The 16,453-nt window shown below is 39.8% G+C and carries 11 protein-coding genes; all 11 read right to left on the minus strand.

Annotated elements, in window-relative coordinates; genetic code table 11:
- Positions 1-80: 80 nt before the first annotated feature.
- Positions 81-1,523, minus strand: coding sequence for an O-antigen ligase domain-containing protein (locus tag WKK05_RS25540; RefSeq protein ID WP_341525846.1), 1,443 nt, complete (start codon positions 1,521-1,523; stop codon positions 81-83).
- A 42-nt stretch (positions 1,524-1,565) separates the two neighbouring features.
- On the minus strand, positions 1,566-2,501 hold the full coding sequence (locus WKK05_RS25545) for a glycosyltransferase (RefSeq protein ID WP_341525847.1): 936 nt from the start codon (positions 2,499-2,501) through the stop codon (positions 1,566-1,568).
- Positions 2,419-3,621 (minus strand): glycosyltransferase family 4 protein, encoded by a 1,203-nt coding sequence (locus WKK05_RS25550; protein ID WP_341525848.1) that lies wholly within the window; start codon positions 3,619-3,621, stop codon positions 2,419-2,421. Before WKK05_RS25550 ends, WKK05_RS25545 begins: the two co-directional genes overlap by 83 nt.
- 306 nt (positions 3,622-3,927) lie before the next feature.
- Positions 3,928-4,920, minus strand: coding sequence for a glycosyltransferase family 2 protein (locus tag WKK05_RS25555; protein WP_341525849.1), 993 nt, complete (start codon positions 4,918-4,920; stop codon positions 3,928-3,930).
- A 35-nt stretch (positions 4,921-4,955) separates the two neighbouring features.
- Positions 4,956-6,116: a glycosyltransferase family 4 protein gene (locus WKK05_RS25560; RefSeq protein WP_341525850.1), complete on the minus strand. Its 1,161-nt coding sequence runs from the start codon at positions 6,114-6,116 to the stop codon at positions 4,956-4,958.
- A 52-nt stretch (positions 6,117-6,168) separates the two neighbouring features.
- Entirely contained in the window at positions 6,169-7,368 is a 1,200-nt protein-coding gene (locus tag WKK05_RS25565) for a glycosyltransferase family 4 protein (RefSeq protein ID WP_341525851.1), read from the minus strand.
- A 115-nt stretch (positions 7,369-7,483) separates the two neighbouring features.
- A complete protein-coding gene (gene hepA / locus WKK05_RS25570; RefSeq protein WP_341525852.1) occupies positions 7,484-9,319 on the minus strand; it encodes a heterocyst formation ABC transporter subunit HepA in 1,836 nt (611 codons plus the stop codon).
- A 175-nt stretch (positions 9,320-9,494) separates the two neighbouring features.
- On the minus strand, positions 9,495-10,259 hold the full coding sequence (gene hepC, locus WKK05_RS25575; protein ID WP_341525853.1) for a heterocyst development glycosyltransferase HepC: 765 nt from the start codon (positions 10,257-10,259) through the stop codon (positions 9,495-9,497).
- An 877-nt stretch (positions 10,260-11,136) separates the two neighbouring features.
- Complete coding sequence (locus WKK05_RS25580; RefSeq protein ID WP_341525854.1) at positions 11,137-13,365, minus strand: polysaccharide biosynthesis tyrosine autokinase; 2,229 nt, start codon at positions 13,363-13,365, stop codon at positions 11,137-11,139.
- Positions 13,366-13,683: 318 nt separating this feature from the next.
- Positions 13,684-14,784: a glycosyltransferase gene (locus tag WKK05_RS25585; protein ID WP_341525855.1), complete on the minus strand. Its 1,101-nt coding sequence runs from the start codon at positions 14,782-14,784 to the stop codon at positions 13,684-13,686.
- Positions 14,785-15,055: 271 nt separating this feature from the next.
- Positions 15,056-16,369, minus strand: coding sequence for a Gfo/Idh/MocA family oxidoreductase (locus WKK05_RS25590; protein WP_341525856.1), 1,314 nt, complete (start codon positions 16,367-16,369; stop codon positions 15,056-15,058).
- Positions 16,370-16,453 lie beyond the last annotated feature (84 nt).

Genomic DNA, 16,453 nt, shown 5'->3' on the forward strand with positions numbered 1-16,453 from the left:
GCGGCTCTGCCGACTTGAGCAAAGTGTCCGTCGCGCAGAGGCACAGAGAATAAGAGTTTGAGAAATTAAGTTTATGACTTTTATACTCTTTTTCCTGTAATTTTTTCATGTTGATAGTATTTATGTGCTGCCATTGCCATAGCCAAAAATCCCCAAAGAATCATGCCAGCGACACTCAACATTCCACTACCAATAAGTAACTGTGTACAAGAACTGATGCCAATGGCACGAGCTGCACTCACAAAGCTATCGAAACGAGCTTCACCATACTTGCTGACGCTCAGAATCATTAAGATTAATCCACCCATATAAGGAATAGCTCCAAACCAGCCGAGGGTGAAAAACATATCTAAAATGCCACTATCAATTACAACTACTTCTATTTGTCCGGTTTTTTCGTTGACTTTCCAGATGTTTCCTAAACCGTTACCTAGAACATTAGCAAGAGCTAGACTCAGGTTTTTGTCATAGCTTCCTGATCTATCTTTAAAGCTGCCATCTTCTTGAAGATTAGAGAACGTTTCTAAACGAGTCGCCACAACTTTAGAAATTGGCTCGATAGTAAGTAATGGCACAACACACATTGCCATCACCAAAATTATAGTAATTAAACGCATTTGAATACGGGCTTTAACTGAACCCATAATCATAATTATTCCTAGCAACCAACCGCCCCAGTTAGTACGTGCTTGTGTTAGTAAGAAAGATAAGTAACCAACAGCTGAGGCAGGAAAAATTAAACTTCCTGAACTGGTAAATAATAATAATAGGCCAGCTTGCATGACAGCACCAAACGGCCCAATTGAATGCATTGTACTCCACACACGCATCCCAAATGGTACAGGGTTACCAGAACTTCTAAACTGTTTTGATTCTATCAGCCAGTACTTATCCCACTCAGGAGCCACCACAAATTGAAATATTCCATAAGCTCCTGTAATCAACACGCACCAGAGAAATACGCGCTGAAAATTCTGGCGATAGCTAGGATAATCTCGCCAATTGGTGTATAAGTGAAAAGCAAAAATAACTGGACTGAGCCAATCCAAAAGACCACGTGCAACAGGAATTGGTGAATTGTAAACCAGTCCTACCAGAAAGCCATAAAAGACGCCTGCAAAAGCTAAAAGAAACGGTAAACCACCTTGGCGATAGGCAGCAGGAAGGTGGCGAAAAAAAGTCCCAATAGTCACAAAAACGACTAAATAGGGTGCTATGAGCATCTGGCGGGTGGCATCCCAACCAACTCGATAGTCTACTAAGCGGGTAGCTAAGGGTGTGAGAAACCATATCCACCAAGTAAAACCGATGTAGAGGATGGGATGGCGCAAGTATAAAAATATGGCTACTAGCAAAGCAGCCACTGGATAAATTAGGCGCAACATCGCAGCTGCACCAGCAAAATAGCAAGCTACTGTCAACAATATGAAGCCAAAGATGACGATCCAAGCTTGTGGCGATCGCTCTTGGGGTGAAAAGTTTTGTTTTAAAAAACTATTAAAAAGTCTCTGTTGCGAAATCATTCTATTTTAGATTTTAGATTGTTATACAAATAAAGTTTGAAGCTAGTAAGAAATAGAATTAATTTTGAATTGTTTATATCCTTGCCAACGTCCTCGCCAGGACGCTAATAATTTTTTACCTGCGAGAATGCCTTGTTTGGGCAATAGTCTCAGCCATTGTACTAAACCGAAACTATCGCAAGTACCAACAAATACTGACCAGAATAAAAATACAATCCGGCGTAGAGGTGGCAGATGTTCTAGTAAAACTAAAGTTTCATTATGAACTAAATTAATAAAGGCAATTTCGTTAAAATTATTCCGCTGATCTTCATCAAAACGTTGTGCCGGAAAATGATCTACAGCTACTAAAGGATCATAAATTATCTTCCAACCACTCCGCTTCAGGGCAAGCGTAAATGCCATTTCAAAATGTACTTGCGCTCCTGTACCGCGCATTCGTTGATCAAAACGCAATTGTCCAACAGCCTTGGTACGAAAACTCATGTTTACGCCTTTGAGAACATCGACTTCGCGGGGTTCTCCGACTCCTAAGTGATGGTTACCAATGACTCGTCCAAACCACTGCAACTTACCAACTATTTGACGAGAATCAGCTTCTAATTTGCTACCGTGATATATCCAATCACGCCCACCTACACCGCCAATGCAACTATCTGAGGTAAAGTGAGCGGCAATCTTTTCTAACCAATCTGGATGGGGTGCAGCATCATCATCGGTAATGGAAACAATATCACCTTCTACAGCTGCTAGTCCGGCGTTGAGAGCTGCCACTACTCCAGGTTGCGTCACTGTGACAGTTTGCAATGGCAGATCATGCTGATTGAATTGGGCAAGGAATTCCCAAGTTTCTGTATCTATATCACGAACAACGATAATCGCCTGATCAACTGGTTTAGTTTGCTTCCGCAGTGCCGAAAGGCAACGTGAGAGATCCTGCGGACGGCGATAAGTCGGTATGAGAACTGTGTTCCGCATTCTTGCTTAACTCCTCGAATAGATCCACATAGGTTTGTGCCATAGTAGTCCAGCTATGTTGTTCGGCAACGGAGCGAGCGGCTTTCCCCATTTGCTCCATCAGAGGCCGATCGCTCACTAAGGATGATAATGCGATCGCTAAAGCATCAATATCATCTGAATCAGGCAAGACGATGCCACATTCTGATGTCACTAACTCTGCACCACCAGTCGCCGTGGCTGTAACTACTGGTAGTCCAGAAGCAAGTGCTTCTAACAATACGAGTGAGCAAGCTTCATATCGGGAAGGAAATACAAATAAATCCACAGCCCGCATCATTTCGGCAATATCACGTCGATATTCGACAAAATGCACTCGTTCATTTAACCCTAAAGACGCCGCCATCTGGGGAAATGGGCTGCCTTCGGTGTTCCCCACCACTACTAGATTTAACTCAGGAACTTTTGCTAGAGCGTGTAATACAGTGTCTAAGTTCTTTCTGGGTGTGCGGATGTCTCCAGCAAATAAGGCTAGGATGACATTCTCTGGTAAACCTAATTTTTGCCGATCAGCCACACCAGGGGTAAACTCTTGTAAGTCAACTCCATTGACAATTACCCGAATGTGAGAACGAGGGACGCCAATATTGACTAATTCTTGCGCTACTTTTTCTGATACAGCTACGACAGCTTGCGTTTTTTGGAAAGCTTGTTTTTCCCAACGGGCATTTAAAGCAGTAAATAGCCACTGGTACAAACCATATAAATCTCGACGGTTGCGAGAAATATGAACAGGCGATCGCAACCATGAACTATGGACAAAATGTACAGCATTGATATCAGCAGCAGCTAATGTAATCGCTCCGTTGACTTTGACTAAATCAATGCTGGAGCGATTTTTACGCAACCATTCCGCACTTTTTTGAGCAAAGATAAAATTACGAATGAATTCTGTTGGATACTTTTGAACTGGAATTGATATCCAGTTAACTTGGCTATGATTTTCTAGTTCTGGGGCGATTTCGCTTGCTAATAATGTGAGATGGTGACCGCGGCGGATTGCTTCTTTGGCAACTTCGTAGTTTACCCGCCCTTGACCATCACCTTTTTTAATTTTGTGGGTAACAATACAAAGTTTCATGTTTTTTCACGCAGAGGCGCAGAGGCGCGGAGGAAGAAAAGAGTTTAAAATTGGGCTTTTTTCAGAAAATCAATATAATAATAATTCTGTTTGAAGATGTGCCAAACTATATGAGGAACGAACCACAAAGGGCGCAAAGGACACAAAGAAAGAAGCCGATAAAATGGGACACAGCCTCACAAATAAATGGTATAAAGCAGTTCTCAGTAATTGATAAAATCTTTTCTTGTTACTCTTAGCGCCCTTTGTGTCCTTAGCGGTTCGTTTAAATAAATTATCCTTCATCAATTAAATAGAAGTGCTACATTACTTTGATGTTTTTAGCAATTTATTGGCTAATATCCGTGGAGTAAAGCTGAGAGTTAACGCTGTTATGGTTCGCAAATTAAACTTTTGTTCGCTGAGTGCTTGGAAGAAATAAGGGCGTGCTGCTGTTGATTGTTGAATTCTTAGTAAACCAATTCCTAATGTTGTATTAGCTGCTAACCATTGCTGTTGGAAGTATGCTTTAAATTCTTGTAAACGAGTATCTTGCATAAAGACTTTGTAGCAAAACATTTCGCTTTTAGCTTTGCGAATTTTAGCTTGCACATCTCGACTTCCACTGAGCATTGTATCAGTAAGCTCATGGGCGCGATATCGTGTCAATCTTTCTGGATAATAGTATGCACTATAACCAGATATACAACAGAGGTAGGTTAAATATAAATCCCACATTCCGCCAACTTCTGAGGGGATACTATCCCAATCAATCAGACCATTGCGAATTAGACAAGCTGCGGCAGTAGGTATGCTTTTATCTACTAACCCAATTTTACATAAAGATTGATGAACTCCTTTTGCGAGTTTGTTACGTTTGTAATTGCGTGTATTTTCTTCAGTTCCAACATGATTAATGCTGCCATATCTATCGATGATGTAGTGGTCGCAAAAAGCGATAATTGACTCTGGATTTTCTTCTAAAGCTGGTACAAGCTTTGCTAAAAAGTCTTCATTCCACATATCATCATCATGTAGGCTAGCAATATATTTGCCTTTTGCCATTTTGAAGGCGTGTAACTGATTAGCAAGCATACCTACATTTTGCTGTTGTCGCCAAAATCGAATGCGTGAATCGCTAAAAGATGCGACAATACTTTGGGGATTTTCTAGGCTACAATTATCAGAAACAATAATTTCAATATTTTGATAAGTCTGTTTTACAGCACTAGCGATCGCTTGCTTTAGATAATCTGCTCGATTATAAGTTGGAATAATAACACTGACTAACGGTTGTTGATATTCTGTATCTGATAACATATTTTTCTAGGTCTCAATTACGAATTATTATGTACTTATGCAGAAAATTCAAATATTACTTTCTCATAAATTTCTTGCAGTTGTTTGACATGAACATCCATTGTAAGTTCTTTCATAAAGAAAGCATGACCTTGTTCACCGATACGCCGACTTTTTTCATAATCTGTGAACAATTCAGTAATCACATCAGCGAGCTTTTTGATATTATTAGCTGGAACAAGAATACCAGTTTCACCATCTACTAAATGTTCGGGGATACCTCCAACTGCACTGGCAATTACAGGTCGATAACGAGCATAAGCTTCTAGAGTGACAAGTCCAGCAGGCTCAGGCCAAATACTGGGGAATATAACAGTAAAGCACTGTTGATAAAGCGTATTTAATTGCTCCTTATTACACCAACCATGCCAAGTGATCCGGTTATTTAATCCTAATTTACTAGCTAATTTTTCTAAGCGGGGTCTATCCCATCCTTCACCTGCTATATCTAGCTGAATTTGTGGATTTGTATTTGCTAAAGTTTTGAGTAGCCATTCTAGCCCTTTATCAGGAACAATCCGCCCAACAAACAAAATTCTATGCTTTTGGTGAATTTCTAAACTTAAGGGTGCAGCAGCAATTTGTGGTACTGAGGTTCCACAACGTAGGGTGACAATTTTATTAGATGATATACCATTTCTAATCAATTGTTCTCGAACATAGTTACTATTAGCAATAATAGTAACTTTTAGGGTTTTTAAAATATTGATTACTCGATGAGAGTGCTGGAATTCATTAATTGCTTTTTGGGGTCTGCGACTGCCACAGCCATCTACTATTTTGCCCCAACTACATCCCAGATAAGAAAAATTTCGTTCACAAATTCCAGCCCTACTTGGTAGATATTTTGTACCACTAGGACAGTATGTTGAATGATTGTGAACGGTGAAGACAGTAGGGCATTTACCTGTAAGTCCCAATAATAAATCTGGGCTGTGAAGATGCAGCAATTTGAACTGGCTCTGGTCAATATTATCAAGCGATTTGATGACGCTTGCGCTCACATCAGGTAGTTGATAATTAATTAGAGAAGTTAAATAAGTTTCAGCGCCGCCACTTCCATTGACATTGAAACCAGAGCAATGATAAATCAATGTTTTATCAAAGTTTTCTCGGCTAATTTTTTTTTGCGCTGCATCTGCTATTAGTTTAGACATTCCCACTCTCTACTATCCACAATGTTAGAAATTAAAAATTACCAGTTACGAATTAATTCAATAATCCCTGATTTATAAATATTTGTTGTAGCTGTTGTTTGTAAAGTTCTTCAGTATAAACAAGGGCAGTAGCTCTAGCGACTTTACCCATTTCTTGACGAATCGATTCATTAGCAGCTAAAAAATCTAATTTCTCAGCAATTGCTATTTCATCTCTGGGCGGTACAATAAATCCATTCACACCATCTTGAACTAAGTCTGCTGCACCACAATGAGAAGTTACAATTACAGGTAAACCACAAGCCATAGCTTCAAGTGCTACTAGCCCGAAACCATCTTCAACAGAAGGTAAAACTAGTACTGAGCAACGACTGAATACTTGTACAGGTTCTTGCTCGCTAAAATTCCAAAATTCTTGTTTGATATTAGAATTCTGATTTAATGTTTTTTCAACAAAAAGCCGCAAAATCCGGGTTGATGTTCCACCTATTAATAAAAGCTCCGAATTAGGAATCTTAGCTTGTATAAAAGCTGGGATTAAATATTGTACTCCTTTACGGGGTTCGATTGTACCTATATAAAGAGGTCGAAAAATAGAATCATTTTTGGGAGCGGGATAGAACCTTTCAGTATTAATAAAAGGATTGATAACAGTAATTTTTTCCGCAGGAACTCCTGCATCAATAAATGTTTGTTTAGCAACATTTGAAAGTACAACGATTAACTCAGCTTGCTCACACTCTTCTGAGAAGCGTTGCAGCATCATCGGATTCATAGTTGCCACAGTAGAATCAGCCAGGAACTGCATCTCTTGTTGGATTTGTTTTTGCATGAAAGGGAGGTAATTATTCAAGCAATATAGCCAAGCGATCGCACCTTTTGCTTTTGCTGTTTTAAAGCCTAAATTAGTTTGTCCTGCTACCCCCATAATTAGATCACACGGTTGGGATTGTAATTTTTTGCTTACCTGTTGATCAAAATATAAATCGCTAAGTAGTACAGCCAAGTCATTGCGACGACGTAACAAAGGAGTGGCTAGTAATCGTTTGCTCCAGCGAGAATAGCCAACAGGATAAACTGGAAAATTAGTTTCAAACGTTTCCATTTCTGCACAAAATACAGTTAAATCTGCTATTTTGCTGAGTCCTGCTGCGGCATTTGCTAAACAAACTCCTTGCCCTCCTATACCTAAATTTGTGTTACAAGTAAGCGAAACTTTAGCTAACTTTGAAGGTGAAATATTGACAGTCATGCCTAGAAAAACGTGTAGGTTGCTAATTGTGTATGCGGTAGTTGCAACCCATAATAACTTGTAATTAATACATACTCAAAAAAGGCTTGATCTCAGCTTTGTCTATTTTTTAAGCTTAGCGATGTTGCATTTGGTGATATTTCCAAAACTTGCCTTGAAGCTCAAGTAGTTCTTGATAATTACCTTGTTCTACGATTCGTCCTTGTTCTAAAACTACAACTTTATCTGCTTTGGCAATAGTAGATAAACGGTGAGCGATCGCAATTACTGTTCTACCAACAGATAACTTTTCTAATGAGTCTTGAATCAACCGCTCAGTTACCGAATCAAGTGCGCTTGTTGCTTCATCTAAAATGAGAATTTCTGGATCGCGCAGTAAAGCACGTGCAATTGCAATCCGCTGTCTTTGTCCTCCAGATAATCTGACACCTCTATCTCCTAGTTGTGTGTCAAAACCTTCGGGCATTTCTAAAATAAATTCTAATGCATTCGCTCTTTCGGCAGCTTCTTTAATTTCATCTGTAGTTGCTCCCGGTGTACCGTAAGCAATATTATTCCAAACAGAAGTGTTGAAAATAAATGTATCTTGACTAACAACAGCTATTCTAGAACGCAGGGAGTTTATTTCAAATCGTCGTAAATCAATTTCATCTATGTAAATATTTCCTTCTGTAGCATCATAAAATCGGGGAATTAAATCAGCAAGTGTTGTTTTACCAGCACCAGATGCTCCCACTAATGCCGTCATTTTTCCTCGTTCAATGGTAAGCGTAACATTATGTAGTACTCGTTGATTAGCATCGTAGCCAAAATCAACAGATACTAAGTCGATTGACCTTTTTAAATTTTGAAACTGAACTGTCCCGTTGTGGAAGTAAATTTTATCGTCAGTTCTCAGTAGGTTTTTAATATTGTCGACTGAACCTTGGAGAGTGCTGAGAAAGGCTCTAGTACCATTAATATCTTGAACGAACGGTACAAGGCGAAATAGTACAAAGAAAAAGGTTAGCAAGGAAGCTACTTGTAGTGTCCCATTAATCACAAAGTTAGTGAATGCCAAAATAATCATTCCAACCAGGACTGTAGTTGCGATGCCCTCAGCAATTGGCCTCACCATTGTCCAGATTAATATAACTTTAGTGGAACTGGTAACCACGCGATCGCTAGCTTTGTAATAACGTTCACGCTCAAATTCTTGCGTCCCAGAAGCGTGAACGGTACGAATACCATTAATAAATTCTATGGCTGTTGATGTAAAATTACCGTTGGCTACCGACATCCCAAAACTTGCTTCTCTGACTCTGGCATTTAGAGTGGATAATCCCACACCTAAAAGTGTAAATAACAATACTGAAATTATTGTTAATTGCCACGAAAGTACGAGCATTGATATGAGGTAAACTAGGGTTGTCAGTCCTTTAGTAAGCAAAAATGCCCCACCACTAAAACCTTGCTTTATCCTCTCAATTTCTGTGGTAATTGTGTTTATCAGTTCACCAGAACGAGTTTTGGCGAAGTAGCTTAACGATAAAGATTGTAACTGTTCAAATATTTGTTTGCGTAGGCGATCGCTAAGATTTAATTGGCATAACTCAGTATATACTTGTGCAAAGTAATTGAACCCTACACGTAACCAAGTACTGAATAAGATTAATAGAGATATCCGATATAGGCGGCTGACTGCTGGTGCATTAGCTCCTAATACCAAATTATCAAACCAGTCTATCCCTATCTTGATTGGTTGAGCATTAGGACTGGTTAAATTTTGCAAAAATGATAGTAAAAAACCAATACTGAACCCTTCAAACGTAGCTGCTAAAACTGAAAAAACTAAAGCAAGAATGACAAGCTTACGAAAGTGTTTTAATTCTTGTAAAATTAAATAGTTATCTCGCCAAAATCTAGTAGTCTTAATTAGAGTATTTAGCGGTTGAGAAAGTTTTAAAGGCATGAGTATTTTTTAATATATAGACTACTGTAGATTCTATACAAGCAATTTTTTCCAGATGGAGTGCGGCAAATGAACTAATCAATTACCGCACTGTTCGCCAAGAGTTATTTGGACAAAACTAGCTTGTCGCTAGCGCTAATTACAAACTTTATCAACTCAATAGCTAAAAGTTAAATTACAGTGTGGAACTATCTAAATGTAACAATTTGGGTTGTGTCTCTACTTCCCATGAAGCAGTAATTCCTGGTAAATTATTTAGCTGCCGTTGTTCTTTTAAACTTAGTTGTACCGCGTCCTCTAAAGTCCAACAGCGGGAGCCGAGCAAACCCATTTCACCACGCAACACATTAAATAATTGGGGCAAATTATCCACACCATATTTACACATCCAACTTCCTAACGGTGTAAGCTTGTACTTTTTAGTTGTACAAAACTTGATTGCTCGAAAGAGTTTTCCTCGTTGTCCAACGTGCCACTCACAAGAAAAAAGTGATTCTGGAGAGTCAGATTGTATTAGCATAACTAATATCAGCATTACTGGGCTGATTATTAGCAATAATACTAAAGCAATCATCCAATCAATTAGTCGCTGCAACCACCTTAAAGATTGGCTACTTTGTTTTGGCAGTTTATTCCCAGGAGGTATACGTAGGAATATTGGCTTATGAGCTTGTTCGCAAGCATCTGCCCAAAACCTCAGCGAAGACTCACCCAGCTTTGGATCTATACTTACTAGATTTACTGGCGAATGCTTTAAGCACTCTACTAACAATGGCTGGTTATGTAATGAAGGCAAATATGGTTGTTTAACTTGTCCAGACGGCTTCACTAACAGTTGACCCCGCCGCCATTGTAGTGTGCAATCACAGAAGTGATTATCTTGCTTTTGCTGGCTTTGATTATAAAAATTCTGTAGATTTGGAATTATTGTGGTTGTCATACGTCTTTGATTTATACAGTAGTGAATTGCTGAAGTGTTATCAAAGGCTATCAATGCCAAAGACTCTGTATGAATCTTTTTTTACTCTAAAAAGCTGTAGATAATTATGTGCAAACGTATGCTTTTTTTTACTTGCCTTCTAGACAAGTAGACATCTTTCGTCATTCTACTGCTTTCAAGATGCACAAACGAAAACGATACTGACTAGTAAGTTCAGTGACAATAAACGTAACGGAGATGCTTGTTGAAAAACTGAAGATTTACTCCTAAAATTACAGACGGTGGGGAAGTGCAGAGCAAAGTCACCCCATCGCTCAATTGCTCGATATCTACGTTAATTGTACTTACTTATTAGTTTAATAAATCTAACAAAACTAGTTCACTTTTGTCTTTTAGTTTGCTGGAAGGGCTTTAATCTCTAGAATATAAGACTTTATAGAAGTAAATAAGGCTCAAATAATTTCTTTATTTACTCTTTAATTAGCCTATGCTTTTTGTGGTTAATTATGAAGGGTGGATAAATATACGTATAATCTCAATTTATAATTGAGATTAAATTCTAACACTAAAAAAGTTCAAATATTACTAATTATATATTAATCTAATTCTCAGCCTTTTAATAGATTTTATTTAAATTTTGTCGAGTTAATCAAAAATAGATTATTCAACTAAAATGTGTGCGATTAACAGATGCGATCGCCCAAGGGGCAGTGGTATTTATTAATCTCAAGTTCAAAAATCTTTGCAACATATCAATTGGCTGTAGGGGCATACAACTAACTGTACGCCCCTACCTATCTATATGTAGCAGGAATTTTGTGAAATGGTGTTAGATGCGATGCCCTTGGTAGGGCTTTGCCCATCGCCCAAACTTAGACTATTTTTCTACAGCCTGTCGCAGAGCCAATCGTTGTTGTTTTGTATAGGGTACGTAAGCATTAGCAGTATTTGAAACTCCATCCGCTACAACCCCAATCAGGTTTAGCCTGCTGAGCATACCTGTAGCTTGAGTAAGTTGGCTTCGTGTCACATTACCGATGCTTGCCACCAGTACCACACTCCGGCAAGATGATGCAGTCAGCATGGCATCCACCAAACCAAGAACAGGAGAAGCATCTACGAGTACCAAATCATAATTTTCCTCAAATGTTGCCATCAATTGCATCATCCGAGGAGAACTTAAGAGATTAGCCGAGTCAGCAGGTGTTGGCCCAGCTGTCAAAATATCAATGTAGGCTGAACCTGAGTACTGAACACTAATTTGGTTAGGCAGAGTAACATCACTCGCCAGCAAGCTAGAAAGCCCTTGTTCGTTGGGAAGATTGAGCTGTGTGTGCAAACTAGGTTCACGTAAGTTGGCATCAATCAGCAGTACTCGTTTATGTAAGCGGGCAGCACTCATTGCTAAACCCAATGCCAAAGCAGACTTACCCTCATCGGGCAAAGCCGAGGTAATCATCAAAGATTTCAAGCTGGCAACAGAATTTAAAAGTTCAATATTTTTGTAAATCAGATCCAGCGATTCCCAACGCGGTGGAGATTGCAATACCTGAATTGTCCAGGGGGCAAGAACTTCTGGTTTGCCAAAAGGCAACTTAATCATTGATTCTCTGGTTCTCGCAGGTGGCAATTTGGGAGTTGTTCCTAATAATGGCAAAGCAATCTGCTTCTCTAACTCAGCAGTGGTGTGGACTGCATCATCAGATGCTTCGCGAATAAAGGCAGCAATGCCTCCTAACATTAACCCGACAACTGCACCCAACAAGAGATTCTGCTGAAGATTGGGGCCTAATCTTGCACCTTTTTGGGGGTCTTCTACAACTTCCCAATTAAATCCACCCTTGGAAAGTTCCTGCCGCAACTGCTGCTCTGCTCTTAAAAGCTGCTCTAACCTTTCCCGGCTAAATTGTAACTGCGGCAGCATCCGATTGTAATAAGCCAACAGGGGCGGAAAGCGTTTGAGTTCCACGCGCAGTTCGTTCTCTTTCTGTGCCAGAGTTTGATCACGCGCACTTAAAGCAACTATAGTTGTCTGCGTCTCTACCAACTGACCAGCAAGGCTAAGGTCAATTTGACCGAGTTGTCCTTGTTCAAGCAGAGATTGTCCTGAAGCTAATGCAGCGCCAGGCAGTCCACCTAAAGTCCTTCCTACCTCTTGTTGTAATAATGTCTTCTGGCTTTTAAGTTGTTCTTTGAGGTTCTGCACGCCTGGATTTTCATCTGTGAAGCGTAAGCGTTGCTGTGCTAGAGCTAGTTCGGTTTTTTGGATTTCGTTTAGTAAGCCTTGATAACGGGTAGACTGGCTCAGGCGCGAAGAAACTAGAGCATTTTGTGGAGAACGGTTGAGTTGTTCTTCCAATGATTTTTGACGTGCTAAAGCTTCTTCATATTGAGAACGAGCTGTCTGGCGCTCTAGTGCAATATTATTTAAAGCTGTTTCGATCGCTTTAGCCTGTGTCTCTGGATCGATTAAATTCTGGTTTTTGCGAAACCTTTGCAGGTTGGCCTCAGCCGCATTCACTTCATCACTGGCTTTACTTAGCTGTTCCCTGATGATTTGCAGACCTTTCTGTAACCGTGAATCCTGCTGTTGTTTGTTGTATTCCACATAAACTTGCCGAATTGCAGTCAGAATTTTTTGTGTCTTCTCTGGATCAGTATCAGTATATTCAACTTGAAAGATTTTAGTAGCAAGGTTATCTTCTTTATTCCTTATTTGATTTAAGACTAAAGCGCTTTTAATCTCACCGATTGTGATATCTGGATAGTCAGGCTTGAGTTTATCAACTGCTTTTTTAATAAGTCCAGAACTTTGCATCAAGTTAAGCTGGGTTGCAGTATCTATCTCAATATTAGAGTCAGTGAATTGATTTTCTAACCCTGAGCCTTCTTTCTTGCCTTGATAGTTAGGTTCTACTAGCAGTTGCATCGAACTTTTGAAAGTAACTTTTGTGATAGAGGTTACTATTCCTGAAACAGTGATACAACTAAGGAATGCTACTAAAAACCAAGGAAATCTCCGTACTAATACTGCAAATAATTGTCCGTAACCAGGTTCGGTTTCTGTAACTGTAGTTATATGAGGATTTAGAGTATTTTGAACCACTTTTATTATCCTTGTCTTCGAGCCGATAAACGAATAGTTAACAAATAAAGAAGAATTCAGGAGTAGAGACGCAATTATACTCTTACGAGAAGCCGCTCTTCGAGCGTCTACGCGTCTGTACAGAAGTCAGAATTACGCTAACAGGAGCGGAGCTGGAGACACTCCGCCCAGGCTTCAGAATCAATTAGTTGGAAATTCAAACTCACCACTAATTGTTTTGCACCTTTAGCGTAGGGAATTTAAACTTTGCGATTCATTCGCATTGTCGGATTCCAATTCATACTGAATTCTAACTCCTAGCTCCGGAATTATTTTTAATCAAATGAATGATTGATGCATACCAGAGGTTTGGCGAATAATTTGCTCAACCTTACCAAAGAATGCTTTTTCGGAAAAGTTGGTTACAGCATGATTACGAATATTCGCGTAATCCCAAGAAATTCCTCTGCCCTCTAGTAATGCCAATTGTAGAGATTCTGGCGTTTGCCTCTTAAAAAATACTCCTGTCTTGCCATGTATTTGAGTATCTAATACTCCACCTGCACCATAGGCGATGACTGGTGTGCCACTAGCATTAGCTTCTACTGGAACTAAGCCATAGTCTTCTAGGGCTGCAACAATCACAGACTTAGCTTTAGAAAATAAGTCTTTACGTGTTGCATCACTGACGTGTCCTAAGAACTCAATATTATCTAATGCTTTGGATTTTAAACGCTCTTGTTCTGGGCCGTCACCTGATATTAATAATCGCCAGCCTAACCAATTAAAAGCTTCGATTATTATATCTAGCCGTTTATAACTGATCATCCGAGCCGAGGCCAGATAGTATTCATCCTTGGTATCAGAAAAAACAAAGTTACTGGTATCAATTGGATAGTTAACTACAATTGCTGGTTTACCATAAATATTTTGAATACGGCGAGCAACAATACTGGAATTAGCAATGTACAAGTCAGGTTCTTGAGAATATTTCAGGTCTACCTTTCTCATTAATTGAAAAATTTGTTCTATTAAAGGAGCAAAGTATCGATAGTCTCCGTATTCTCGTAAATAAGTTGCCGTATCCCACAAAAAACGGGTAACATTATGACAAAAGCAAATGTGATGTGCATCTGGGCGTTTTTGTACTGCTTTGGCAAAGCTAGTACTACTGCTAATAATTAAATCGTAGTCTTGTAGATTTAAGGCACGAAAAGCTGGGAAATATAGGGGAGCTATTAACCTAAAATACTTGGCTGCTCCTGGGATTTTTTGTAAGAAAGTGGTGTTGACTATCCGCTCACCAACATCAATAGTTTTTTGGCGATCGTATAAAGATGTAAAAATATCAGCTTCGGGGTAGCGTTTACAAAGCAATTCAAATACGCGCTCTGCCCCACCGCGCTGGGTTAAGTAATCATGGACTAGAGCAATTTTCATCTACGTTACCTAAAGTTATAAATAAAGTTTTTTGAAAGCTTAAAAGCAATTAACTATCAACAACTTTAGTATTTAGCAATATAGCTTCCTACCCTCTAAGTAGGTAGACATAAATAAATTAAAGTTTGTAGTTTGCACTAAAGCAAAGACAGCGCAAACTACGAGCCACAAAGTATGTCCGCTTAACTTAATAATTCCTTGTCCAGAAGAATCCAGCAGGTGTTTGTAGGGGCGTACAGATATGGCCCCTAACAGTCCATGCAATCAGAATCTAGGCAACTGCTGTCAAGATTTTTTCTGTGGCGAAATAAGCGTTTTGCTCACTTCGTAGTTGGTCGCAGAGCCTGCCTTCAGGTAACTCTACATCGTCGTAGGTGAGGACTTGATCCTTAGAAATATCTCGTTTCAGGCGGCATCCTTCAGCTAAACCGATTGGTAAGAGTTTCTCTTCTTGGACTATCTGAGAATTTTCACACTGCCCGTAGGTCATGTAGTAGCCAATGCCATCTAGGGTTTCACCAGCTTTCAGGTCAATTTTAGCGGTGGTGATTACATCCACGAGTGGACCAGCTAGTGGAGACAGAACTGCATCTTGGAAAAGAACAGCACGGGCTACGGACAGTGGAACTTCAAAATGACAGAGGTGATAAGGAGTATAGAAGCTATAAAGTGGGCCTTCACCTAATTTGTACAAGTTGAGATAGTGGCGTTGCTTGGGGTCGTCGTGAGTGGCAAATACATATACACCAGGCCCAGGTTTTGCCCCAACTACATAATCAACGATACCGCCCAGTTGTTTGAGTTGTTCAACATCATACAAATGGGTCATTTCCTCGACATAACCGCTAAAGTCATATCCCAGCATTCCCCGTTTGGCGACTTTCATGCCTGTGGCATTAGCAACGATCGCCTGCTCAAAGGAAATTTTTGTGCCATCAGCAAAGCTAGCCACCATGTGGGGTTTTTGTCCCCAACGTTTAGCAAATCCTTCCTGGGTGGTAGGGTTGCGATAGGGGTCTTGGAGTCCTTTAATGTTACCGCACAATAGCGGAGTTAAACCAATGCTTTTCACAAAGCGGTAGAGGTTCATTTGCACCCCTGGCTGGTCGCCATCGCAGGCTGTGAGAATCACGCCGGCTTTATCGGCATACACTTTTAAGATCGGGCCGATAGTGCCGTCGAGTTCGGCATTCATCATAATAATATGTTTGCGATGGGCGATCGCTTCCATAACGATATGAGCGCCAAATTCCACTGCGCCTGTGACTTCAATTAGCGCATCAATGCCCTCAGCACGACACAGTAATTTCGCGTCTTCGGTAACTGCATATTTACCGTTGGCGATCGCGTTTTCTAATTCACTTACAGTAGCAACAACCTGAATATCTTCAATTCCCGCTTCTAAATAAGCTTGTTTAGCGGCATCAATCTGACGGTTGGAGATAGCAACTAACTCCATTCCTGGGACAGAATTAATAATTTGATTAGCAATTCCTCTTCCCATAAAGCCAGCACCAATCATCCCCACCTTAATGGGATTACCTGCTGCCGCTCTGGCTTGTAAGGCGCGATCAATAATAATCATTAACTAAACTCCTCTATTTGACTGTTTGTTGTGTTACCAATTATCGATAATTTTGCACCTAATAATTTGTTACAGCTAAATATT

The organism is Nostoc sp. UHCC 0302 (assembly GCF_038096175.1).
Taxonomy (GTDB): Bacteria; Cyanobacteriota; Cyanobacteriia; order Cyanobacteriales; family Nostocaceae; genus UHCC-0302.